This window comes from Nocardiopsis alborubida (assembly GCF_012396365.1).
In the GTDB taxonomy this organism is placed as follows: domain Bacteria; phylum Actinomycetota; class Actinomycetes; order Streptosporangiales; family Streptosporangiaceae; genus Nocardiopsis; species Nocardiopsis alborubida.
Genome location: NZ_JAAXPG010000021.1, coordinates 44,492 through 66,812, shown reverse-complemented (window position 1 = coordinate 66,812; position 22,321 = coordinate 44,492). Strand labels below are relative to the sequence as shown.

17 protein-coding genes are annotated in these 22,321 nt (G+C 74.1%); 7 read left to right on the top strand and 10 right to left on the bottom strand.

Annotation, left to right across the window (positions count from 1 at the left end; genetic code table 11):
* Positions 1-129: 129 nt before the first annotated feature.
* Positions 130-408 (top strand): DUF4235 domain-containing protein, encoded by a 279-nt coding sequence (locus HGB44_RS21175; protein ID WP_061082613.1) that lies wholly within the window; start codon positions 130-132, stop codon positions 406-408.
* Between the two features lie 189 nt (positions 409-597).
* Here HGB44_RS21175 and HGB44_RS21170 read toward each other — a convergent pair whose 3' ends face one another.
* From HGB44_RS21170 to HGB44_RS21160, 3 genes are all read right to left on the bottom strand, one after another.
* On the bottom strand, positions 598-894 hold the full coding sequence (locus HGB44_RS21170) for a DUF4193 domain-containing protein (RefSeq protein WP_013153901.1): 297 nt from the start codon (positions 892-894) through the stop codon (positions 598-600).
* Between the two features lie 460 nt (positions 895-1,354).
* A complete protein-coding gene (locus HGB44_RS21165) occupies positions 1,355-2,605 on the bottom strand; it encodes a sensor histidine kinase (protein WP_061082612.1) in 1,251 nt (416 codons plus the stop codon).
* Positions 2,602-3,255 carry a response regulator transcription factor gene (locus HGB44_RS21160; protein WP_061082611.1) on the bottom strand — a complete coding sequence of 218 codons (654 nt, stop codon included), beginning with the start codon at positions 3,253-3,255 and terminating at the stop codon, positions 2,602-2,604. Before HGB44_RS21160 ends, HGB44_RS21165 begins: the two co-directional genes overlap by 4 nt.
* A 723-nt stretch (positions 3,256-3,978) precedes the next feature.
* Here HGB44_RS21160 and HGB44_RS21155 point away from each other — a divergent pair.
* A complete protein-coding gene (locus tag HGB44_RS21155) occupies positions 3,979-4,143 on the top strand; it encodes a hypothetical protein (RefSeq protein WP_013153904.1) in 165 nt (54 codons plus the stop codon).
* Between the two features lie 104 nt (positions 4,144-4,247).
* On the opposite strand, the gene HGB44_RS21150 is transcribed toward HGB44_RS21155, so the two are convergent.
* From HGB44_RS21150 to HGB44_RS21140, 3 genes are all read right to left on the bottom strand, one after another.
* Complete coding sequence (locus HGB44_RS21150; RefSeq protein ID WP_061082610.1) at positions 4,248-5,060, bottom strand: inositol monophosphatase family protein; 813 nt, start codon at positions 5,058-5,060, stop codon at positions 4,248-4,250.
* Positions 5,061-5,158: 98 nt separating this feature from the next.
* Positions 5,159-7,195 (bottom strand): S9 family peptidase, encoded by a 2,037-nt coding sequence (locus tag HGB44_RS21145; protein WP_061082609.1) that lies wholly within the window; start codon positions 7,193-7,195, stop codon positions 5,159-5,161.
* Between the two features lie 309 nt (positions 7,196-7,504).
* Positions 7,505-8,524 (bottom strand): ferrochelatase, encoded by a 1,020-nt coding sequence (locus tag HGB44_RS21140; protein ID WP_082768550.1) that lies wholly within the window; start codon positions 8,522-8,524, stop codon positions 7,505-7,507.
* 146 nt (positions 8,525-8,670) lie between these two features.
* On the opposite strand from HGB44_RS21140, the gene HGB44_RS21135 reads away from it, so the two are divergent.
* Together HGB44_RS21135 and HGB44_RS21130 are read left to right on the top strand one after the other, a co-directional pair.
* Entirely contained in the window at positions 8,671-9,969 is a 1,299-nt protein-coding gene (locus HGB44_RS21135; RefSeq protein ID WP_061082608.1) for a D-arabinono-1,4-lactone oxidase, read from the top strand.
* 128 nt (positions 9,970-10,097) lie between these two features.
* A complete protein-coding gene (locus tag HGB44_RS21130; RefSeq protein WP_061082607.1) occupies positions 10,098-10,982 on the top strand; it encodes a sigma-70 family RNA polymerase sigma factor in 885 nt (294 codons plus the stop codon).
* Positions 10,983-11,007: 25 nt separating this feature from the next.
* Here HGB44_RS21130 and HGB44_RS21125 read toward each other — a convergent pair whose 3' ends face one another.
* Positions 11,008-12,078, bottom strand: a complete 1,071-nt coding sequence (locus HGB44_RS21125; RefSeq protein WP_061082606.1) for a hypothetical protein — start codon at positions 12,076-12,078, stop codon at positions 11,008-11,010.
* Positions 12,079-12,650: 572 nt separating this feature from the next.
* Between HGB44_RS21125 and sepH the strand changes: the two genes are divergently transcribed.
* Positions 12,651-14,114, top strand: a complete 1,464-nt coding sequence (sepH, locus tag HGB44_RS21120) for a septation protein SepH (RefSeq protein WP_061082605.1) — start codon at positions 12,651-12,653, stop codon at positions 14,112-14,114.
* 119 nt (positions 14,115-14,233) lie between these two features.
* Here sepH and HGB44_RS21115 read toward each other — a convergent pair whose 3' ends face one another.
* Positions 14,234-16,117, bottom strand: a complete 1,884-nt coding sequence (locus tag HGB44_RS21115; RefSeq protein ID WP_061082604.1) for a PH domain-containing protein — start codon at positions 16,115-16,117, stop codon at positions 14,234-14,236.
* A complete protein-coding gene (locus HGB44_RS21110; RefSeq protein WP_082768551.1) occupies positions 16,117-16,689 on the bottom strand; it encodes a PH domain-containing protein in 573 nt (190 codons plus the stop codon). The genes HGB44_RS21115 and HGB44_RS21110 overlap by 1 nt, the downstream gene beginning before the upstream one ends.
* Before the next feature lie 224 nt (positions 16,690-16,913).
* On the opposite strand from HGB44_RS21110, the gene HGB44_RS21105 reads away from it, so the two are divergent.
* Positions 16,914-17,888 carry an ATP-binding cassette domain-containing protein gene (locus HGB44_RS21105; RefSeq protein WP_061082603.1) on the top strand — a complete coding sequence of 325 codons (975 nt, stop codon included), beginning with the start codon at positions 16,914-16,916 and terminating at the stop codon, positions 17,886-17,888.
* Entirely contained in the window at positions 17,885-18,718 is an 834-nt protein-coding gene (locus HGB44_RS21100) for an ABC transporter permease (protein ID WP_061082602.1), read from the top strand. Before HGB44_RS21105 ends, HGB44_RS21100 begins: the two co-directional genes overlap by 4 nt.
* Before the next feature lie 126 nt (positions 18,719-18,844).
* Here HGB44_RS21100 and HGB44_RS21095 read toward each other — a convergent pair whose 3' ends face one another.
* Complete coding sequence (locus HGB44_RS21095; protein ID WP_061082601.1) at positions 18,845-22,129, bottom strand: AfsR/SARP family transcriptional regulator; 3,285 nt, start codon at positions 22,127-22,129, stop codon at positions 18,845-18,847.
* Positions 22,130-22,321 lie beyond the last annotated feature (192 nt).

Below are 22,321 nucleotides of genomic sequence, written 5' to 3'. Positions count from 1 at the left end.
GGCACGCTGGCGCGGGGTTCGCTCCCGACTCCCGTGGAGGGACGTGAAAGGATCTCCCCGTACACACGGGAGGGTGTGCGCCGGCCGCGCATCCTCCGTACACCCCAACGGAAAACGGTGAAGGATTCGATGGCTAAGAAGGACGGCGGTGACTTCGGCCCCGCCCTCGTGGGCTTCGCGGCCGGGTTCGCCGCGCAGTACGTCATGCGCCAGGCCCTGAACTTTGCCTGGACCCGCGTGACCGGCGAGGAGCCGCCCACGGACGTGGACTCCCCCGACATCAGCCTCGGCACGGCGCTGAGCTGGGCCGTGGTGGCCGGTGTCGGCACCGAGGTGGCCCGGGTGCTGGCCGTGCGCGCCGCCCGCGCCAGGATGTTCGGCGCGGGCCCCGGCGAGCTGGACGTCTGACGCCGCAGAGGCGACGACGGCGGGCGGCCGACCGCACCGGGGTGTGGTCGGCCGTCCGCCGTCGTGTTCCACCGCGCTCCCCCTCGGGAGCCCGCAAGGCCTCACGCGCTCCCGTCGGACGGCGGTGGGGTCCGACCGTGCGGACGGGAGCCGCCCGGGACGGGACGGTTCAGGGGCCGTCCCGTCCGATCAGGCGCACTCCTTGCAGACCAGCTGACCGGCGCGCTGCTCGGCGAGCTGGCTGCGGTGGTGCACCAGGAAGCAGCGCGAGCAGGTGAACTCGTCGGCCTGGCGCGGGAGCACGCGCACCGCGAGTTCCTCGCCCGACAGGTCGGCACCGGGCAGTTCCATGCCCTCGGCGACCTCGTCGGGGTCGACGTCGATCGTGCCGGTGCCCTTGTCCACACGCCGCGCCTGCAATTCCTGGAGGCTGTCCTCGTTGATGTCCTCGTCAGTCTTGCGCGGGCTGTCGTAGTCGGTGGCCATCTCTGCTAACTCCATCCCCCTCGTTCAGTGCCTCGTCGCGCGGGTGTAACGCTTGAGAGACCTTGGTTGTGCCCGGTTCGGCCGATGAGTTTTCCCGATGTCGGCGGACCGTGTCCCCTCCCGGGCCACTGTCCACAGGTCAGCAGTACTTTCACTGCCTCGTGACCGAAGGCGGCCACGTGTGGCTGCGCCGGGGTCGCCCCCCTGTGTACTACCCAACGTCGGGTGCCTCGTAGACCTGGGAAATCCGTTTTCGCCCACTCCGGACAAAGCGCGGGACACTCCCCCAAGGGCGGACGAAAAGCAGGACATGCCCACGTCAGGAGGGATTCCCTCCGTGTCCACGCCCGGGGAAGCATACCCACCCGGGGTCGGCACCCGTGACACGGGTCAGCGTGTCATCGGACACGTATAGATACCACGAAGACCGGCCAAACGCAGCTTGGCCCGGTGGGCGGGTTCAGCGCCGCTCCGCGCCCTCTCCCGGAGCCGGGGGGAAGCGGACGGTGATGACCAGTCCTCCCCCTGCGCGCGGCCACGCGGTCACCGCGCCCTCGTGCGCGCGCACCACGGACCGGACGATGGACAGGCCCAGCCCCGCGCTGCGGCCCGAGCCCACCCGGTCGCCGGAGCCGCGGCGGAACGGCTCGAACAGGCCCTCGATCTCGTAGGCGGGGATGACCTTGCCGGAGTTCTCCACCTGGATGGCGGGCATGCCCTCGTACATCCCGCTGCGCACGGTGATCTCGCCCTCCTCGACGTTGTACTTGAGGGCGTTCTCCACCAGGTTGCCCACGAGCCGCTCCAGCAGGACGGGATCGCCGACCACCGTGGCGGGGCGCAGGTCCTGGCGCAGGCTCAGACCGGAGTCGGCCACCGGTCCGCTGATCTGGCTGAGCACCGTCCCGGCCACCTCGCCCAGGTCGACCTTGGCTCGGACCTCCAGCTCCCGGTCGCTCTTGGCGAGCAGGAGCAGGCCCTCGATGAGGCGTTCGTGGCGGGCGTTGGTCTCCAGCAGGGTCTGTCCGACGCTCTTGAGGTCGGCCGAGACGTCGGGGGCGCTGAGCGCCACCTCCAGCAGGGTGCGGTTGATCGCCAGCGGCGTGCGCAGCTCGTGCGAGGCGTTGGCGACGAAGCGGCGCTGGCCGTCGAAGGCACGGTCCAGGCGCTCCAGCATGCCGTCGAAGGTGTCGGCGAGCTCGCGGATCTCGTCGTCGGGCCCGGACAGGGCGATGCGCTCGTGCAGGGAGCGCTCCGACAGGCGCCGGGCGATGCGGGTGATCTTCTGGAGCGGGGACAGCGCCCTTCCGGCCACGGCGTAGCCCAGGGCGACCGCGAGCAGGCCCACCAGGAACAGCGCGAGCAGCGAGAACCGGGTGACGTGGGTGAGCACCTGTTCGATGAGGTCCCTGTGCGCCCGCAGCTCCGCGAAGCTCTGCTCGACCAGGAGCGCGTTGAGCAGGACCGCGACGATCAGGTAGTTGACCAGGACCAGCACGGAGCCCGCGGCGAAGAACAGCATCCCGTAGATGAGGGTGAGCCGCGCGCGCAGGCTGAGGTTGTCGGTGAAGTGGTGGACCCGGGCGGCGGCCGCGGAGCGCTCGGTTCCCGCGCCCTCGGGCGTCAGGGTGTTCAGGCGCCGCCACGTACCGGTGTCGCCGGGGCGGGTCGGCTCGACCTGTCCCGGCTCGGGCCGCTCCGCCGGTCTCACAGCCGGTACCCGGCGCCGGGGACGGTCTGGATGACGGGCGGGTCGCCGAGCTTCTTGCGCAGGGTCATGACGGTGACGCGGACCACGTTGGTGAAGGGGTCGGCGTTCTCGTCCCAGGCCTTCTCCAGCAGCCCCTCGGCGCTGACCACGGTCCCCTGGGCGCGCATGAGCACCTGGAGGACGGCGAACTCCTTGGGCGTGAGGGTGACCTCGCGGCCGTCGCGGTGGACGCGGTGGTTGGCCGGGTCGAGCGTGATGCCGTGGCGCTCCAGGACAGGGGGCAGCGGGGGCGCCGAGCGGCGGCCGAGGGCGTGGACCCGGGCGATGAGCTCGGCGAAGGCGAAGGGCTTGGCCAGGTAGTCGTCGGCGCCGATGGTGAGGCCCTCGACCTTGTCCTGGACGCCGTCGGAGGCGGTGAGCATCAGGATGCGGCCGTTGTAGCTCTCCTGGACCAGGGTGCGGGCCACGTCGTCGCCGTGGGTTCCCGGCAGGTCCCGGTCCAGCACGACGACGTCGTAGTCGTTGACCGCGGTGTACTCCAGGGCGGCGTCGCCGTCGTAGACCACATCCACGGCCATCGCCTCGCGCCGCAGTCCCACCGCCACTGTGTCGGCCAGGACCCGTTCGTCTTCGACCACGAGTACGCGCACGTTGTCCTTCTTGAGCGTTGGTCCGCAAAGAAAGGGGGCCGCTGCCGGCGCATCCCCCAACACACCGGCAGCGGCGTTCTTGGTCCCGGCCGCGTCATCCGTTCTTTCACAGTCGGGGTAAGGAGACGGTAAACCCGTCGGGGCGGTTTCGCGAACCGCCCTCTCTCCTCGCCCCGCGTGAACGCGGGCGCTGGGCCGGGAGCTTCACGCTCCCCTGAGCACGGGGAGCCGCTGCCGGCGAATCCCCCAACCGCCGGCAGCGACTTAACCCCGCACATCTCAAATCTGACACATCAAGAATAAGAAACAAGTAAGCACCAGCCCTCCCGGGAAAATGTGTCATGGGACACCCTTGTCCGACACGTGGTGTAATCCGCATCGGACGACCCGGCGCCCGCCCCGGCAGGGCGGTTCCCGGAACGCTCCCCCCCGGTCTCCGGGATGCTCCCCCCGCCCGGGGCGGCGGGGCCGGTCGCCTTGTGGCGGGGACGGCCGAGGGTCGGGTCACGGAAGGATCACGCCGGGGTTCGGTGGTTTGGGCCGAGGTGCCGCGGGGGTACAGAGGGAAGATGCGCGCGTGGACACCGGCCCCGGGCCGGACCGCGACGTGCACGCATGTCACAGGGACGTGACACTTCGACCGTGCGGACGCCATGGCGTGCGCGAACGGATTCCGCGCCGGAGCACCGCCGTGCCCCGGCGCTTACCCCTGGAAGAGGTGCAATGGGCGAGTTCCTCGCGGAGATCAAGGTCCGCATCAACGAGACCTACCGGTCGTTCCAGGCCGCTCAGGCCGCCGGAGACGACTTCCTCGCCGACACGCATGCGTCGGAGCTTGAGGACCTGTACCGCATCGCGGCTCGCAACGGCGTCGACACCTGCGCCTGAGAAGCACGAGAAGCACTGGGGGCGCGGCGGGCCCACGGCCCGCCGCGCCCCCGTGTGTTCCGGGGGTGTCGGTCCCGGCAGCTGTCACGGGACGCCGGTCCCCGTCAGCCGTCGGTGTCGGCGCCCAGCGGGGCCAGGAGGGCCTCCAGGGCGCCGTAGAGCTCCGGGCGGGCCGCGATGACCAGGTCGTTGCTGGGCGGTCCCGAGCGCGGGCCTCCCAGCCGCAGGCCCGCCTCGCTCGCCACCAGGCCGGGTGCGCACCAGTCCCAGGGGTGGAGGCCGCGCTCGTAGTAGGCGTTGCAGCGGCCGAGGGCGAGCCCGGTCAGGTCCACCGCGGCCGACCCGCCGCGGCGGATGTCGCGGATGTGCGGGACCACCTCCAGCAGGACCCTGGCCTGCTGGACGCGGCGCTCGGGGAAGTACCCGAAGCCGGTGGCCACCAGGGCCTGCTCCAGCGGCACGGCGGGCGGGGCCTCCAGGACGCGGCCGTTCAGGCGCGCGCCGCCGCCGAGCACCGCCTCGTAGGCCTCGCCGAGCCGGGGGACGTTCACCGCGGCGGCCACCACCACGCCGTCGACCTCCGCGGCGACGGACACGGCCCAGTCGGACCGGCCGTACAGGTAGTTGACGGTGCCGTCGATGGGGTCGACCACCCAGCGCACCCCGCTGGTGCCGCCCTCGCCGCCGCCCTCCTCACCCAGGAACGCGTCGTCGGGGCGCGCGGCGAGCAGGCGGGTCCGGATGAGCTCCTCGGTGGCCCGGTCCATCTCGGTGACGACGTCGGTGGGGCTGGACTTGGTGTCGAGCACGGTGATGCCCGCCTGCCCCTTGGCGGCGAGCTCCCCCGCCTCCGCGGCCACGCTCACGGCGAGGTCGCGCAGGCTCTCGCGGTCGGATGCGGCGTGGGTGGTACTCACTGGCTGTCCTCCGTGGCGTGGTGTCGCGCGCCGGGGTGCGTCCCGGACGCGGGTCCGGCCGGGGCCGCGGGCGCGGCCCCGGCCGGTCGTGTGCGGGCTCAGAGCAGTTCGGGCCTGCTCCACTCCTTGCCGTGCACGTGGTGGTCGAGGAAGGCGAAGACCGTCTCGTACCAGATCCGGGCGTTCCCGGGGGTGAGGATCCAGTGGTTCTCGTCCGGGAAGTACAGGAACTTGGCGTCCACCTCGTGCAGCAGCAGGTCGCGCCACAGGCGCAGGCCCTCGGAGATGGGCACCCGGTAGTCCTTGTCGCCGTGGATGACGAGCATCGGGGTGCGGATGCGGTCCGCGTGCAGGTGCGGGGAGTTGAGGGTGTAGCGCTCGGGGCGCTCCAGCGGGGTGCCGAACTCGCGCTCCCACACCGGCGGGTAGTCGGTGGTGCCGTTGAAGCCGTCCAGGCCCCAGAGGGAGGCGTGGGAGACGATGGCCCTGAACCGGTCGGTGTGCCCGGCGATCCAGTTGGCCATGTAGCCGCCGAAGGAGCCGCCCATCATGGCGGTGCGCTCGGCGTCGATGTCCTCGCGCGCCTCGGCGACGTCGGTGACGGCCATGACGTCGGCGAAGGTGCGCGGCCCCCACCTGCCCCAGGCGCGACGGAGCATGTCCTGGCCGTAGCCGGTGGACAGGGCGGGGTCGGGCAGCAGGACGGCGTAGCCGCGCGCGGCGAGCAGCCACGGGTTCCAGCGCCAGGACCAGCCGTTGAAGCTCATGTAGGGGCCGCCGTGGACCCAGAGCATGAGCGGGGCGGGCGAGTCGGCCGAGGCCTCCTCGGGCAGCACCAGCCAGGAGCGGATCGGGGTGCCGTCGTCGGCGGTGGCCTCGATCTCGGTGAGGGTGCCGGGCATGGTCAGCTCGGAGCCGGGGGTGCGCAGGCGTACGGGCCGGCCGTCGGCGGCGTCGGCGTCCAGGCGCACGGGCGCGGGCGGGGAGTCCCAGGCGTCGCGCAGGGCGTAGACGTGGCGGCCGTCGGGGGACGGGTTGAGGTTGCCGTAGGCGCCGTGGTCGCCGGTGAGGCGGGTGAGCGCGCCGCTGGCCAGGTCGATCCGGAAGACGGGGCGGCGGCCGCCCTGGTCGGCGACGAGGAACACCGCGCCGGAGTCGGCGGCCCAGGCGAGTTCGCGGGGCCACAGTTCGTGGTCGGCGAGCAGGTCGCGGCCCTGTCCGGTGGCCAGGTCGACCAGCCAGGCGGTCTCGTCCCGGGGTTCGCCGTCGTAGTCGCCCTGGGAGCTGCGCACGAGCAGGACGTGGCGGCCGTCGGGGGAGACGAGCGGGTTGTCGAAGTCGTGGTCGGGGTCGGTGGCCAGGGTGCGGCGGCGGCCGGTGGCGGTATCGATGGCGACGACGTCGCGGCGGCGGGCGCCCCGGCCGACGGGGACCTGCCACTCGGTGACCAGGGTGGTGCCGTCGGGGGTGAGGTCGCCGCTCGCGCCCAGGAGCGCCATGCCCGCGTCGGGAGTCAGGTCCCTCGGCTCGCCGAGCCGGGAGTCCTCGTCCGCGGGCGGTTCGGCGACCAGGTAGCGGGGGTGTCCGGGGCCGATGTCGCTGTCCCAGGAGCGCACGGGCAGCGCCTCGTGCAGGATGGCGGTGACTCCGGCCTCCTCGCGGGCCTTGCGCGCCTCCCTGTCGGCCTCCTCGTCCTCGCTGCGGGCGAGGGTGTCGGAGGTGAGGGCGACCAGGCCGGAGTCGCGGGCGACCGTGAAGGAGCCGATGCCGCCGGGTCGGGAGGCGACCTGGCGGGCCTCGCCGCCGTCGGCGGGCAGGAGCCACAGGGCGGTCCGGGCCTTGGTGTCGGCCTCGGCCTCGGGGTCGGGTCGGCCGGTGGTGAACAGGACCGAACCGTCGGGGAGGAAGCCGACGCCGCTCTCGCCCTTGGCCGAGCGGGTGAGGCGCCTGGGGGCGCGCCCGCCCTCGGACCCGGGGGCGGTGTCGATCTCCCACAGGGCGCTGCGGAAGGACCTGGCGTCGGGGGCGAGGCCGCTGACGGGCGCGACCAGACGGGTTCCGTCCGGCGACAGGCGCAGTCCGTTGACGCGGCGAAGTCGGACGTACTCCGGCAGTTCATACCAGGAACGGACCAAGACACATACTCCCTGAACGTCGACGTGTGGTCGGGGCGGACACTGTCGAGCGGGCCGTGGGGCAACTGTGGTTCCCCGCCCTCCCGCGGGCGGTGTCAGCAGTGTTTACTCACCTTCCCACACGTCCGGGGCGGCGGGCCCGGTCGGGGCGCGCGTCCGCGAGGGACCGCGGGAGGCCCCCGCTCCAGGATGGCCCGCCGCGGACCGCCGCACAAAGCCCCTTTCCAGGCCTGTGGACAACCCCGTGCCGACCGGCCGGGGTCGACCGCGGCCGACGGCGGGGGTCCGTCGACCGCGTGGTTCGGCGCCTCAGGCCGGGCACGAGCAGTCGGTGCAGCGCGGAAGCGAGCTCAGGCGCCGGGGCTCGGCCCGTTCTGCGTACTCGCGGACCAGGTCGGTCACCATGGACACGAACGCGGGGTGCGTGCCGGGGCTGAGCGCGCGCTCGTAGCCGATGCCGAGCTTCTTGGCGGTGTCGCGGGCCTCCACGTCGAGGTCGAACTTGACCTCCATGTGGTCGGAGGCGAAGCCGTGCGGGACCACGACCACGGCGGGCACGCCCTCGGCGGCCAGTTCCTCCATGCGGTCGTTGACGTCGGGCTCCAGCCAGGGCTGGCTGGGCGGGCCGCTGCGGCTCTGGTAGACGACCTCGTGGGGGTAGTCGCGGTCGAGCCGCCCGACCACCAGGCGCGCCACCTCGGCCAGCTGGGCGCCGTAGGCGCCCTCGGGGCCGAAGGCCTGGCCGGGGCCGCCGCTGGCCTCGGCCATCGTCGTGGGGATGGAGTGCGCGGAGAAGAGCAGGTGCGCGCCCTCGCGCTGCCCGTCTGGCAGGGCGTCCAGGGCGGCGCGGGTGTGATCGGCCAGCGGCTCGACGAACCCGGGGTGGTCGTAGAAGGGCCGGATGAGGTCCACCTCGGGGGCGTCCTCGCCCAGCGCGGCGCGGGCGCGGGCGATGTCCTCCTCGTAGGCGGTGCGGCTGGACCAGTTGCAGTACGCGGAGGTGGGCAGCGCCAGGATGCGGCGCACACCGTCCTCCTTCATCCGGGCGAGGGTGTCGGTGAGCATCGGGGCCCAGAACCGGTTGCCCCAGTAGACGGGCAGGTCGATCCCGTTGGCGGCGAAGTCGGCGGTGACCGCGGCGAGCAGGTCGCGGCACTGCTGGTTGATCGGGCTGACACCGCCGAAGAGGAAGTAGTGCTCGCCGACCTCGGCGAGCCGTTCACGGGGGATGTTGCGGCCCCGGGTGACGTTCTCCAGGAACGGGATGACCTCGTCCTCCCCCTCCGGGCCGCCGAAGGAGATCAGCAAAAACGCGTCGTAGTAGCTCACAGCTCTTATGAAACCAGCTCCTCCGGACCCGCTCGCGCGACCCCCCGGATGCGTGTCCTGTGGTCTTGGCCTCCTCGTGTCCGGGTGCCGCGTCCGGAGGGCACCCGGCTCTGGCCGCGCGGGTGACCGGTCGGTAATGTCGCCGCATGACAGATGTGACGTGGCACACATGGGCGGGCACCCACCGGGCCCACCCCAGGCGCACGGCGGCTCCGGGGAGCACCGCGGAGGTCGCCGCGGCGGTCTCCTCGGCCGCCGCCGAGGACCTGCGGGTCCGCATGGTCGGCACGGGTCACTCCTTCACCGACGTGGCCGTCACCGACGGCCTCCTCCTCTCCCCCACCTCCCTGACCCGGGTGCGCTCGGTCGACCCCGCCGCGGGCACGGCCACCGTCGAGGCGGGCCTGCCCCTGTGCGACTTCAACGACGTGCTGGCCCGGCACGGGACGGCCCTGGCCAACATGGGCGACATCGCCGTGCAGACCATGGCGGGCGCGGTGCAGACCGGCACCCACGGCACCGGCCGGGACGCGGGCGGGCTGGCCGCCCAGGTGGTCGGCATGGAGATGGTGCTCGCCGACGGTTCGGTGGTGGAGTGCTCGGCCGAGCGGGAGCCGGAGCTGTTCCACGCGGCGCGGGTGGGCCTGGGCGCGTTCGGCGTGGTCACCGCGCTGACCATGGCGGTGCGCCCGGCCTTCCTGCTGCACGCGCGCGAGGAGCCGATGCGGTTGGAGGAGGTGTTGGAGCGCCTGCCGGAGCTGCGCGCCGACAACGACCACTTCGAGTTCTTCTGGTTTCCGCATACCGGCAACACCAACACCAAGCGCAACAACATCAGTGCGGGCCCGGCCCAACCGCTGTCGCCCTTCCGGGCGTGGCTGGACGACGAGTTCCTGTCCAACACGCTCTTCGAGGGCGTCAACCGGGTCTGCCGCCGCTTCCCCCGCGCGGTGCCCGCGGTGAACCGGATCAGCTCTCGCGCCCTGTCGGCGCGCAGCTACACCGACGCCTCGTACCGGGTGTTCGCCTCGGTGCGCGACGTGCGGTTCGTGGAGATGGAGTACGCGGTCCCCGCCGAGCACCTGGCCGACGTGCTGCGTGAGGCCGGGTCGATCGTGGACCGGGGCGGCCACCGGGTGAGCTTCCCGGTGGAGGTGCGCTTCGCCCCGGCCGACGACGTGTGGCTGTCCACCGCCTACGGGCGCGACACCGCCTACGTGGCGGTGCACATGTACGGGGGGACCCCCTACGAGGCCTACTTCGCCGACCTGGAGGCGCTGTTCACCTCCGTGGGCGGGCGCCCGCACTGGGGCAAGATGCACACCCGCGACCGCTCGTACCTGGAGGGGGTCTACCCGATGCTGGACCGGGCCCTGGCGGTGCGGGACCGCGTGGACCCCGGGCGCCGGTTCGGAAACGCCTACCTGGAGCGGGTGCTGGAATGACCGGTTCGGACGACGGGCCGACGGTACCGGCGACCGGGCGGGACCGCGCGCCCCGTCCGGGAATCGGTAACATCGGCAGCGCCCGCGGGGTCGTCCACGTGACGCCGCGTCGAAGGGGAACGTGAGAGATGGACGAGGACGCACGGCTGGCCGGACTCTTCGAGGAGCACCGGCCCCGCCTGCGCGCGGTGGCCTACCGGATCCTGGGCTCGGCGGGCGAGGCCGACGACGCCGTGCAGGAGGCATGGCTGCGCCTGCACCGCGGCGGCGCCGAGGAGATCGACAACCTCGCCGGATGGCTGACCACCGTGGTGGCGCGGGTGTGCCTGAACACGCTGCGCTCGCGGGAGCGGCGGCGCGAGGAGCCCCTCGACGTGCGCGTGCCCGATCCCGTCGTCAGCCGTGAGGAGGGCGGCGATCCCGAGCGGGAGGCGGTGCTGGCCGACACCGTGGGGCTGGCGCTGCTGGTGGTGCTGGAGACGCTGAAGCCCGCCGAGCGGCTCGCCTTCGTGCTGCACGACATGTTCGCCGTGCCCTTCGAGGAGATCGCCCCGATGATCGACCGTTCCCCGGCCGCGGCGAGGCAGCTCGCGAGCCGGGCGCGCAGGCGGGTACGCGGGCGGGCGCCGGTCCCCGACCCCGACCCGGCCCTCCAGCGCCAGGTCGTCGACGCGTTCTTCGCCGCGGCCCGCGACGGCGACATCGACGGCCTGGTGAGCGTGCTGGACGCCGACGTCGTGCTGCGCTCGGACGGCGGCGCCGCGCGCGCCCGGCACACGCTGGTGGTCACCGGCGCGCGGGCCGTGGCCGGTCAGGCCGTCACCTTCGGGGGCCTGTCGCCGTTCGCCCGGCCCGTGCTGGTCAACGGGGCCGCCGGGGTGGTCGTGGTCGTGCGGGGGCGCGCGGTGTCCGTCATGGGTTTCACCGTCACGGGCGGCAGGATCGCCGCCATCGACGTGCTGGCCGACCCCGAGCGCCTGCGGCGGCTGGACCCGGCGGTCCTCGACCGCTGAGGGGCCCGGCCGCCGCGAGGCGTGCTCAGCCCGTCTGGGGCACGGCGGGCGGGGGCTCGGGGACGGCCTCCCCGCCGCCCTGTTCGCCGGTCCCGGGGCCGGGCGTCTGCCCGCCCGGGTCCGGGGTCCCGCCGTCGCCCTCCGGCGGTGCGGTGGGCTCGGTGGTCCCGCCGGTGCCGTCGGGGGCGTCCTCCTCCGTACCGCCGCCGGTCCCCTCGTCTCCGGGCGCGCCGGTCTCGGGGGCGGGCTCGGTCGGCTGGTCGGCACCGGGGGCCTCCTCCCGGTCCCCGACCGAGGGGTCGGGGGTGTCGTCGCCGGTCCCCTGGTTCTCGGGCTCGGCCTCCTCGGCCGGGGGCGCGGAGGTGCTGCCGCCGAACAGGGTGGGCGCGCTGGGCTCCTCCGAGCCCTGCGTCCAGGACGTCAGCGAGCGCCCGGTGAACAGCTCGAACAACAGGATGACCAGCATGACCAGGACGAAGACCGCGGCGGCCGGGACGGCCAGGGAGCGCCAGCCGCGCCGCCGACCGTCCTCACGGGCGCCGGTCGCGCCGTCGGAGCCGCCGTGCTCGTCGGGGACGACCGGGTCCGGGCGCCGCGGGCCGACCGCGGGCATCCGCGCGGTGGCGCCGGGATCGGCCTGTGTCCGGGTGCGGCCGTCCAGCACGGGCAGGGCCATGGTGCGGGTGGCGTCGGCGTCCTCCTCACCCCGGTAAGGGGGCGGGGTCCCGGTCTCGGATACCTGCCTGAGCAGGGCGGTCTCGGAGATGCCCTCGGGCGGCGGCGCCACCGGCGCCCCCGGGGCGTCCGGCACCGCCGCGGCGCCCTGGTGGCCGGAGGCCCGTCCGGCCAGCTGCCTGGCCTGCTCGCCCCCGCGCGAGAACCAGTGCTGCAACAGGGGGCTGACGAGTGTGCTGAGCGCGGCCATCCCGGCGGCGCCGATGACCGTGCCGTACACGTTCAGGTAGGAGGCCGCGGTGGCCGCGGCCAACGTCGCGGCGCCGGCACCGGCGACCTGGGAGACGCTCAGGTCGAACTTCTTCCTCTTGGCGCCCTCCTCCCCTTCTTCCTGGTCGTCGTGGTGTGCGGTCCGACCCATCCGGTCGTCCCCCCTTCGTCGGCCGCGCGCGGGCGCGACGGGAACTGTCAGCGCGGGATGGGCGTGTGGTGGGGCATACAGCCCCACAGACCCCGAACTTCACATTTCGCCCATAGCTTGATAACTCAGGCTAAGGGCGACAGGTTTCCGATAACGCCATGAAATAAGAAGCATCACTCTCTGGTACACATCGGCGTGTCGAGTTGCGCCCCAGAGGGTCCGCCTACCCGCGGAACGGTCCGGGATCGGAGTTTTTCCCAGACCTGGGGGGATTCGGGAGACGCGGGATACCATCACGGCTGAGCCCTCGTGCGGGATCGGCGACATTCCCCCGCGATCGCTCCCGGTCGCGGAAGGGTAAGCGTGCCAAGATTGGCAACGAAGCGACCGTGAGGGCCCCGGGTACCCCCGGGGCGGCTCCCACCGCGGCGACAGCCGCGGACCGGGAGGCGGGCACACAGTTCGGACATGCCGGGCGCGGTACTGGCCGAACAGTTGTCGGCCGACCAGACTTGGAGAACGCGGGGGTGGGTCGCGGGACCTGCCCTCGACGGGACGCGAAAGGGAGGGCGATGCACGAGCTTCGCCTCGTGGCCGTGAGCGAGGACGGCACCTACCTGGTGCTCGCCAGCGCCGGCCGTGGAACCCGTTTCACGCTGCCCGTCGACGACCGCCTCCGCGCCGCAGTACGCGGCCAGTTCTCCCGGCTCGGCCAGTACGAGATCGAAGTGGAGAATCCGTTGCGCCCCAAGGAAATCCAGGCCCGCATCCGGTCCGGCGAGACCGCGGAGGCCATCTCCGAGATCTCCGGCATCCCGATCGAACGGGTCCGCTGGTTCGAGGGCCCCGTCCTCCAGGAACGCGAGTACATCGCCCAGCAGGCCCAGCGCGCGAGCGTGCGCGCGCACGGCGACGCCGCCCCGGGCCCCTCCCTGGAGGAGCTGGTCACCAAGCGGATCGGCGCGCACCAGTTGGAGACCGGTGACGCGGCGTGGGACTCGTGGAAGCGCGAGGACCGGTCCTGGCAGCTCAAGCTCGTCTTCCTGCACGGCGGCGAGGAGCGCGTCGCCCACTGGCTGTACGAGCCCAGACACAACAGCGTGGCCCCCGCCGACGAGGAGGCCGCCCGGTTCTCCTCCCCCGACCCCGAACCCGTGTCCTCCCCCGGCGCGACCGTGACGCCCTTCGCCCCGCGCCGCACCGAGACCACCGCGGACCTGCCCCGGTCCGGGTCCCAGCCGTTCTCCGAACGCGAACGTCCCGCGCCCCTGCGTCCGTCGTCCGCCGCGCACCGGAACGAGCCGCTGCGCTCGGCGCCGCCCGCGCGTCCGGCCGCCGCGGAGCACCACCCCGCCGAGCGCCGTCCCGACGAGCGGGAGCGGGCCCCGGAGCGGCCCGCCGAGCGCGAGCGGACCGCCGGACACCGGTCACCGGAGTGGGACCGGTCCCCGGAACCGCAGGCGGAGCGGTACGAGCGACCGCGTCAGGAGAGGCCCGCCCCGCGGACCGAGCCCGAGCGGTGGCCCGGATCCGAGCGCGGGGCCGAGCCCGAACGGCGGACGGAGCCCGAACGGTGGCACGAGTCCGAGCGCCGGTCCGAGCCCGAACAGTGGGCCGAGTCCGAGCGCTGGCCGGAGACCGCCGCCCGCGACGAGCCCCCTGTGCGGGAGCGCCGCCGTCCCGAGCGGAGGGAGGAGCCGGCCGCCTACGACGAGCCCGCGGCCGAGGAGCGCCGCCGCGCAGAGCGGCGGACGGACTGGCTGGAGGCCCGTCCCGCCAGGCCGGTCGAGCCCGAGGCCGCCCCGCCCGCAGCGGAGAGCCCCGCCCAGCAGCGACCGGCCCCGCGCCGACGCCGCGCCACCATCGACCTCAACGACAACGGCGTCCCGCGCCGCGCCGCCGAGCAGCCGCCCGCGGCCGCGCTCCCGGCCGCCGCCAACAGCGGTCCCTCCGCGGCCAAGCGCAAGGGCCGCGGCCGACGCGCCTCGGTCCCGTCGTGGGACGAGATCATGTTCGGCTCCAAGAAGGACGATTGACATCCCCTCCCGTCTGAAGGCGGGAGGATCCAGCCATGAAGCCGGTCGCCCTCTCACGGGGGAGAGGTAGGAGAGGCCCGCGGGGAGGGGCCGGCCGCACGGTGCGGCCGGCCCCTCCCTCACTTGTGCTCCGGCCCGTGCGGGGCCCGCCGCGCGGCCCCGTCCCCGCCGTCCGGCTCCGCGTCCTCCGGGCCGACCAGGAACGGGCGCACCATCTCGGGGGTGGCCCGGGCGGCGAAGGCCACCGAGTCCTCGAACGACGCGTCCTGCGCGGTGTAGCCTCCCGCGCCCGCGCCGACGGTGACCTGGAGGTCGGCCAGCGAGGACGGGCGCTGGAGGAGGGTCTGGGTCCAGGTCCAGCCGATCACCGCCGAGTACTCCACCGTCGCCTGGGAGCGGCGCAGCGAACCCGAGCGCACGCTCACCCGCTCGCCGTCGTGGCCGTGGCCCAGGGAACGGTACCGGTCCACGCCCAGGGGCACGCCCAGCACCGCCAGGGCTCCGGCCGCCCAGGCCAGCCACGCCGCGTCCACGGCCAGGGCGACCGCCAGGACCAGCACGAACGGCCCTGAGGAACGGGTCAGGCGGCGGTACAGTGCGGCGCGCGGATGCCGGTTCAGGCCGCCCCGGTACCGTGCCAGCGCGCGGTCGACGACGTCCCCGACCACCGTGCGGGGACCGATGGGCAGCAGCACCGCGCGGTTGGCGGCGTCGCCCAGCCCGGTGACGATGGCGCGCAGGCGCACCGCCCCGCGCAGGCGTTCGAGGGGGTTGTCCAGGAACTCGTACCCGCGGATACGGCGCTTCTCCAGCGTCACGCTGCGCCGGGTGAGCAGCCCCCGCTCGGCGACCAGGGAGCCGTCCCGTTCCCGGAGGGTGAAGCCCCAGTGGGTGAGCGCGTAGGAGACCACGGCGAACACCGGCATCAACAGCACCAGCGCACCGGCGAAGAGGGCCACGGACAGCAGGATCAGGTTGTGGTCGGAGGTGGTCACCCAGTCCACGAGGTAGTCGGTGGCCAGTTCCCCGGCGGTCTGCTGGACCATCCCGAACAGCGTGGCCAGGACCGCGAACGGGGTGAGCAGGTACCCCAGGCTCAGCGCCCCGTACAGGTACCACGAGCGGGGCATGGCGAAGTGGGTGACGGTGTCGGCGTCCCCGGGGACGCCGGACGCCTCCCCGGGCCCCGGGGCGCCTTCCCCCGCGCCGGGGTCGCCTGGCGCGGCGGGCGACGCGGCGGCCCCGCGGCCCGTGAGCACCGCCCTGCGGTGCAGCAGCACCCGGCGCAGGCGGTCGGCCTCGCCCGCCGACACGGCGTCGAGCTTGCCGTCCTCGGTGCCGCCCGCGGAACCCGCGGCGGCCTCGACCCGGACCACGGCCACGCCCAGCAGCCGGTGCAGCAGGGTGCTGGTGACGTCCACGCCGCGCACCCGCTCCAGCGGGATGGTGCGCTGGGAGCGGCGGAGCAGGCCCCGGCGGATCTCCAGCCGGTCCCCGGCGACCTCGTAACGGGTGGTGCGCCAGGTGATGATCCCGCCCACGAGCAGGGCCACGACGGTCGCTCCCGTGGCGGCGAGCACCCAGGCGTTGAACCCGCCGAGCACCAGCCCGGCGGCGATCGGCACCAGGAGGCCCCTGATCTGGTTGATGGGGCCCACCACCACGCTGCGGGGACTGAGGCGGCGGGCGCGCTCGGCCCCGAAGAGCTCCGCGCCGTCACCGCCCTGCCCGTCCCACCAGTCGCGGGGGCCGTCCGGGCGGTCCTCCCCGGGGCCCCCGGACGCGTGGGCGCCGGGGTCCGGGGGCGTCTCGGAGCCGGGGTCCCGGGGCGCGTGGGCGCCGGGGCTCCAGGGCACCTGGGGACCGACGTTCGGGCTCTGGTCGGCGGTCCCCCCGGTGCGCCGGTCCCACGGCGCGGGGCTGCTTCCGGGAGCGACCCAGCCGCCGTGGTCGTCGGGGGCGGCCGGGTCCGGCGGGCCGTGGTGTTCGCCGTGTCCGTCCATCAGGTCGCGTCGTCCCGCAGCGCGCCGGCGCGCACGGCCAGTTCCTCGCTCAGGAGGCGCGCCTCCTCCGCGTCCAGCCCCTCGATCGTGGACGACCCGGCGTAGGAGGCGGTCTGCACCTCCAGCGTCGCCACGCCGAACACGCGCTCCAACCACCCCTGCGTGTGGTCGACCGTCTGTAGGCGGTTGACCGGGACCAGCTGCCAGGAGCGGCTGACCCAGCCCGCCCGGGTGTAGATGACGTCCCCCGCCACCTCCCAACGGTGGACCCGGTACCTCCAGGAGGGGACGACGGCGACCCTGACCAGGGCGTAGAGCGCGTAGACGGCCGGCAGCAGCCAGGCGTTGTCCCGCGCCCACGGCGGGATCCACGTCCAGCCCAGCGACGAGACCGCCCAGGCGGCCGCCGACAGCAGGAGCAGGAGGACCACGCTGGCGAACAGCAGGCGCAGGGTCCACACGCCGATCGCCCGACCGCTCACGCGGCGCAGCGGGGGGCGCAGCCGCACGACCGCTTCGGTCCCGGGCGGTCGCGGCGGCTCCTGGGGGCCGGGGGTTGCGGGGGTGTCCATCACGCGCACGAGTCTAGGGCCTCGTCCTCCGTCCGCCCCTCCGCCGCGGGGCCGCTGTACACGACGGCGGCGCCGCCCTCCCGGCGGTTCGCCGGCGGGGCGCGCGCCCTGACACCCGCTGACACCGGCGCCCGTTTCCTCAGGGTTTCTCCGTCGGGCGCTGTCAGCGTTCTGTCAGACCGGTTGGTCAGACTTGACAGCAGACGTTGACACATGGAGGAGCGATGACTGACGCCATCCGCGCGGAGGGCCTGGTCAAGCAGTTCAAGGGCAAACGGGCCCTGGACGGCGTGGACCTGAGGGCCAGGACGGGGGCCGTGCTGGGCGTCCTGGGACCCAACGGCTCCGGGAAGACCACGACGGTGCGCATCCTGGCGACCCTGCTGCGCCCCGACGAGGGGCACGCCGAGGTGGGCGGCTTCGACGTGGCGCGCCAACCCCACCAGGTGCGCCGCCTGATCGGGCTGACCGGCCAGTACGCGGCGGTCGACGCCGACCTGACCGGAACCCAGAACCTCGTGCTCATCGCCCGGTTGCTGGGCTTCGACCGGGCCGGGGCGAGGGCGCGCTCGGCCGAGCTGATGGAGCGCTTCGAGCTCGCCGACGCCGCCGACCGCCCCGCCAAGACCTACTCGGGCGGCATGCGCCGACGGCTGGACCTGGCCGCGAGCCTGGTCGGCCGCCCTTCGCTGCTGTACCTGGACGAGCCGACCACCGGCCTGGACCCGCACAGCCGCAACGGGCTGTGGGACGTGGTGCGCGGCCTGGTCGACGACGGTGTGACCGTCCTGCTCACCACCCAGTACCTGGAGGAGGCCGACCAGCTGGCCGACGACCTCATGGTGCTCGACCACGGCCGGGTGATCAGCGAGGGCACACCCGAGGAGCTCAAGAGCCGTGCGGGCAACCAGGTGCTGGAGGTGCGCACCGTCGAGACCGGGCAGCTGTCCCTGGCCACCAGGATCATCGAGGCGGTCACCAGCACGCCGGTGTCCTCCGACGGGCTGCTCGCCAGCGTCCCGGTCACCGACTCGGGGATCCTGCCCGAGGTGGTGCGCCGCCTGGACGAGCAGGGCGTGACCGTCGCCGAACTGTCACTGCGCAAGCCCAGCCTGGACGAGGTCTTCCTCGCCCTGACCGGGCACGCCGCCGAGGAGGAGACCCCGCGGGGGTCCGTTGACGAAGGGACACGAGCGTGAGTGCCGTGACGACCCGGACGCCGTCGGCGCGGCCGGAGGACGCACCGACCACCCCCGAGCGGATCAGTCCGCTGATCACCGTGCGCAACGGCCTGCAACTGGCCTCGCGCAGCGTGCTGAAGATCAGGGCCAACCCCGAAGAGGTCTTCGGGCTGATGTTGCAGCCGGTCATGTTCGTGACCCTGTTCGTCTTCGTCTTCGGACAGGCGATGATGGGCGACTGGCAGACCTACCGCGACTTCCTGATGCCCGGCATCATCGCCCAGTCGGTCATCTTCGCCACGCTGGGCACCGGCTTCTCCCTCAGCGAGGACGTGGAGAAGGGCATCTTCGACCGGTTCCGGTCCCTGCCCATCGCCCGCTCGGCCCCGCTGACGGGCGCCATCCTCGGCGACCTGGTCCGGTACTCGATCACCGTCGTGATGGTGCTGGTGGTGGGCCTGGCCATCGGGTTCCGCCCCGGGGGCGGTGTGGTGGGCGTGGTCGTCGCGGCCGCCCTGGTGCTGCTGTTCGCGTTCGCGCTGTGCTGGATGTCGGCCTTCATCGGCATGATCGTGCGCACCCCCATGGCGGTGCAGGCGTTCGGGATGATCCTGATGTTCCCGCTGACCTTCAGCAGCTCGGCGTTCGTCAGCCCCGACGACATGCCCAGCTGGCTGCGGGTGGTGGCCGCCAACAACCCGGTCACCCACGTCGTGGACGCCATGCGCGCCCTGATGCTGGGCTCGGGCGAGGCCACCGGCCCGGTGCTGTGGACCGTGGTGTGGGCCGCGATCATCACCGCGGTCTTCTTCCCGCTGGCCGTGTGGGCCTACCGGCGCCGCACCTGACCCGCCTCCCGACGAGGCCGAACGCACGCGCGGCCGCTCCGGACCATCCGGGGCGGCCGCGCGCCGTCCGGGGACGCCTCCCCGTCCGGGGCCGCCGGGGCGGCTCCGGACACGGCGGGCGGGGGGTCAGGGACGCTCCGCGCCGCCGGGCGCGTCCGCGGCCAGCCACGCGTCCACGAGCCCGTGGATCAGGTCGGCGCGGGTGTCCCGGACCCCGGCGACGACGAGGTCGTACTCCCGCACGCCCAGCTCCCGGCGCGCGCTCTCGCGGGCCCGCACCACGAGGGGCGTGGCGGTGTCGGCCATACCGCGCAGTGTCTCGGCGCAGGCCAGCAGCCAGGCGCCGCGCCGCGGGTCCCGCCCGACGACCATCACCGCGAGGGTGTCCAGGACCTCCGCGCGCACGGGGCCCAGACCGTGGTGGACCAGCCGCCACGCGCGCCGGACGTGCTCCCAGGCCTCCCCGGTGTCACCGGCCTTCCAGGCGACGGTGGTGTACAGGGTCCGCCAGCCCGCCTCCACGTAGACGGGGGAGAACCCGCCCAGGCCCTTGAGGTCCTCGCCCGCCCGGTCCAGGGCCTCGCGGGCCGCGTCCGGCTCCCCCGCGTCCCGCAGCCACTGGCCCTCGGCCAGGCGCAGCAGCACCATGCGCTCCTTCTCCACGGGCCGCTCGGAGCCGAGGAGCTCCCACAGGTCCTCGCGCGCGGCCTCCAGGTCGCCGAGATCGGTGAGGACCTGGGCCCGGCGGACGCGGAACACCCATGCCAGCGCCTCCAACCCCGACTCCTCGGCCCTGCGCACGCCGAGGGAGAGCAGGTCGCGGCAGCGGTCGAGGTCCTCGAACCGGTACACGTCCACGACCTGGACGAGCGCCTGGCACTCGCCCCAGGTGTCGCCGCACGCGCGGAACTGCTCCAGAGCGGCGTTCGCGCGCTCGGTGGAGCGTCCGATGCGCCCGTTGACCGCGTCGAACAGGGACAGCAGCAGTCCCACGAGGGCCCGCATCCACGGGTCGGGCTGGTCGGCCGCGGCGGCGAGGCGCTCGTGGGCGGCGCCGGTGGTCCCTTCCAGCAGCGCCTTGTACACCAGGCCGTAGACGAGCATGTGGTGTTCCTCGGCCCGATGCCCGGCCTGTTCCAGGACGGCCTCGGCCTCGCGTATGCGCTCCAGCACCGCCCCGTGGTCGGTGGTCGTGTCGGCCCGCTGGAACAGGCAGCTGGCGTAGGCGACGGCGCGCCCCTCGGGAGCCCGGTCGCCGACCATGTCCAGGACGTCCACGGCCCACTGGTGGAGCTGGCGCCAGGAGCCGCACAGGGTCCAGTACCACTGGGTGCACTCGACCAGGTCCAGGGCCAGTCCGGCGTCGCGCCGCTCGACGGCCCAGCGTACGGCGGCGCCGCAGTTGTCGGCCTCGGCGGCCAGGCGGGCGAGCAATTCCCCCTGGCGCGGACCGCGCAGCAGCGGGTCGGCCCAGCGCCACAGGTCGCGGACGTGGCGGGCGTGGGCGTCGCGGACGCGCTCCTCCTCCCCGCTGTGCGCCAGGCGTTCGGCGGCGTAGGCGCGCACGGTCTCCAGCTGCCGGTAGCGGGGCGGGGTGTCGTCCCGCTCGGGGTTGTCGGCGACCACCAGGGACTTGTCGACCAGGGTGAACAGGACGGTCCACGCGTCGTGGCCGCCGATCTCCCCCTCGGTGCCGGGGTCCGCGCAGACCCGTTCGACGGCCTCCAGGGTGGCTCCCCCGGCGAAGATCGACAGGCGGCGCAGCAGGCGGCGCTCGGGTTCGTCGAGGAGGTCCCAGCTCCAGTCGACGACGGCGCGCAGGGTGCGGTGGCGCGGCAGCGCGGACCGGGTGCCCCCGGTGAGGAGCCGGAAGCGGTCGCGGAGCCGGTCGGCGAGCTGGGCGGTGCTCATGGAGCGCAGGCGCGCGGCGGCCAGTTCCAGGGCCAGTGGCAGGCCGTCCAGCTCGCGGACGACACGGACGACGTGGGCGACGTTGTCGGGGGTGACGTGAAAGCCCGGGCGCGCGGCGGCGGCGCGTTCGGCGAACAGGATGACCGAGGAGCAGTCGGCGGCCCGGTCCGCGTCGGCGCCCTCGGGCGGCAGGTCCAGGGAGGGAACGGGCAGGAGCTGTTCGCCGGGCACGCCCAGGGGTTCGCGGGAGGTGGCCAGGATCCGCAGGCCGGGGCACCGGGCAAGCAGCGTCGCCACGGTGGGGGCGACCTCCTCGACGACGTGCTCGCAGTTGTCCAGGACGAGGAGGACGGGGCGGTCGCCGACGAAGGAGACCACCCGTTCCAGGAGCGGGACGAGCGCGGCGGGGGCGGCGGGGGTCGCGGAGCGTGCCTGGAGCACGGCGTGCTCGCGCAGCTCCAGCGCGGAGGCCAGGGCCTGGGGGATGTCCGCCGCCGTCCTGGAGGCGAGTTCGACGAACCAGCCGCCGCGGGAGAGCAGGGAGGGCGCCCGCTCGGCCAGCGCGGAGGCGCTCTCGATCGCCAGGCGGGTCTTGCCCGCGCCGCCGGGGCCCAGCAGGGTGACCAGGCGCTCGCGGGTGAGCAGGTCGACGGCGGTGTCCACCTCGGTGTCGCGCGGCACGAAGCTGGTCAGGGTGGCGGGCAGGCGCAGAGGCGGGGCCGGGGGCGGGGGCGGGGCGGGGGGCTCGGCGGAGCGGGGCGCGTCGAGTTCGCCGCGCAGCAGCCTCAGGTGCAGGTCGCGCAGTTGGGGTGAGGGGTCCAGGCCCAGTTCGTCGGCCAGGTGGGAGCGGAAGCGCTCGTAGGCGGCCAGGGCGTCGGCGGTGCGGCCGGTGGCGGCCAGCGCGCGCACCAGGAGTACGAGGGGGCCCTCGCGGTGCGGTTCGCGTCGGCACAGGGCCTCCGCCTCGGGCAGGACCTCGGTGTACAGACCCAGGTCGGCCAGGGCCGTCAGGCGGTCCTCCAGGGCCGCGCGGCGGGTCTCGGCCAGGCGCAGCGCCGTGTCCTCGGCCAGGCCGTGCGCGGTCAGGTCCGACAGGGCCGGTCCGCGCCACAGGGCGAGGGCCTCGCCCAGGTCGCGGGCGGCGTCGGCGGCCCTTCCCGCGGCGAGCCCGGCCCGCCCCCGCCTGAACAGGGTCTCGAACTCGGCCAGGTCCACCTGGCCGGGCTCGACCGCCAGCCGGTAGCCCGAGGCGTCCCCGTCGATGCGCACGCCCTCCCCCAGCGCGCGGCGCAGACGGGAGACCAGGGCCTGGAGGGCGTTGCCCGCCGACGCGGGCGGGCTCCCCGCCCAGACGGCGTCGGTGAGCTCGTCGTTGGCGATCCGCTGGCCGGGCCGTAGCAGGAGGAGGGTGAGCAGCGTGCGCAGGCGCGCGCCGCCGATGGCGACGGGCCGCCCGGACGCGTCGTGGACCGCCAGGGGCCCGAGGATGGAGAACCGCACCGACCCATGATCACCGATCGTACGGACGAACGCTCTCCGTTACGGCACTGCCCGCGTCCCGTTCCCACCGGGCTGGAACCGGCGGGGCGCGGACGGGAGCGCGGGGGCGCGGGCGCGGGTGTCCGCGGCCCGTGAGGGACCGCACGGGTGCGGACGGGAGACCGAACGCCCGCCTGACCGCAGTAAGGTTCG

Coding starts and splice junctions, on each gene's coding strand:
- HGB44_RS21175 (WP_061082613.1), top strand. CDS start 130: ATGGCTAAGAAGGACGGCGGTGACTTCGGCCCCGCCCTCGTGGGCTTC.
- HGB44_RS21170 (WP_013153901.1), bottom strand. CDS start 894: ATGGCCACCGACTACGACAGCCCGCGCAAGACTGACGAGGACATCAAC.
- HGB44_RS21155 (WP_013153904.1), top strand. CDS start 3,979: ATGGGCGAGTTCCTCGCGGAGATCAAGGTCCGCATCAACGAGACCTAC.
- HGB44_RS21135 (WP_061082608.1), top strand. CDS start 8,671: ATGACAGATGTGACGTGGCACACATGGGCGGGCACCCACCGGGCCCAC.
- HGB44_RS21130 (WP_061082607.1), top strand. CDS start 10,098: ATGGACGAGGACGCACGGCTGGCCGGACTCTTCGAGGAGCACCGGCCC.
- HGB44_RS21125 (WP_061082606.1), bottom strand. CDS start 12,078: ATGGGTCGGACCGCACACCACGACGACCAGGAAGAAGGGGAGGAGGGC.
- sepH (WP_061082605.1), top strand. CDS start 12,651: ATGCACGAGCTTCGCCTCGTGGCCGTGAGCGAGGACGGCACCTACCTG.
- HGB44_RS21115 (WP_061082604.1), bottom strand. CDS start 16,117: ATGGACGGACACGGCGAACACCACGGCCCGCCGGACCCGGCCGCCCCC.
- HGB44_RS21110 (WP_082768551.1), bottom strand. CDS start 16,689: ATGGACACCCCCGCAACCCCCGGCCCCCAGGAGCCGCCGCGACCGCCC.
- HGB44_RS21105 (WP_061082603.1), top strand. CDS start 16,914: ATGACTGACGCCATCCGCGCGGAGGGCCTGGTCAAGCAGTTCAAGGGC.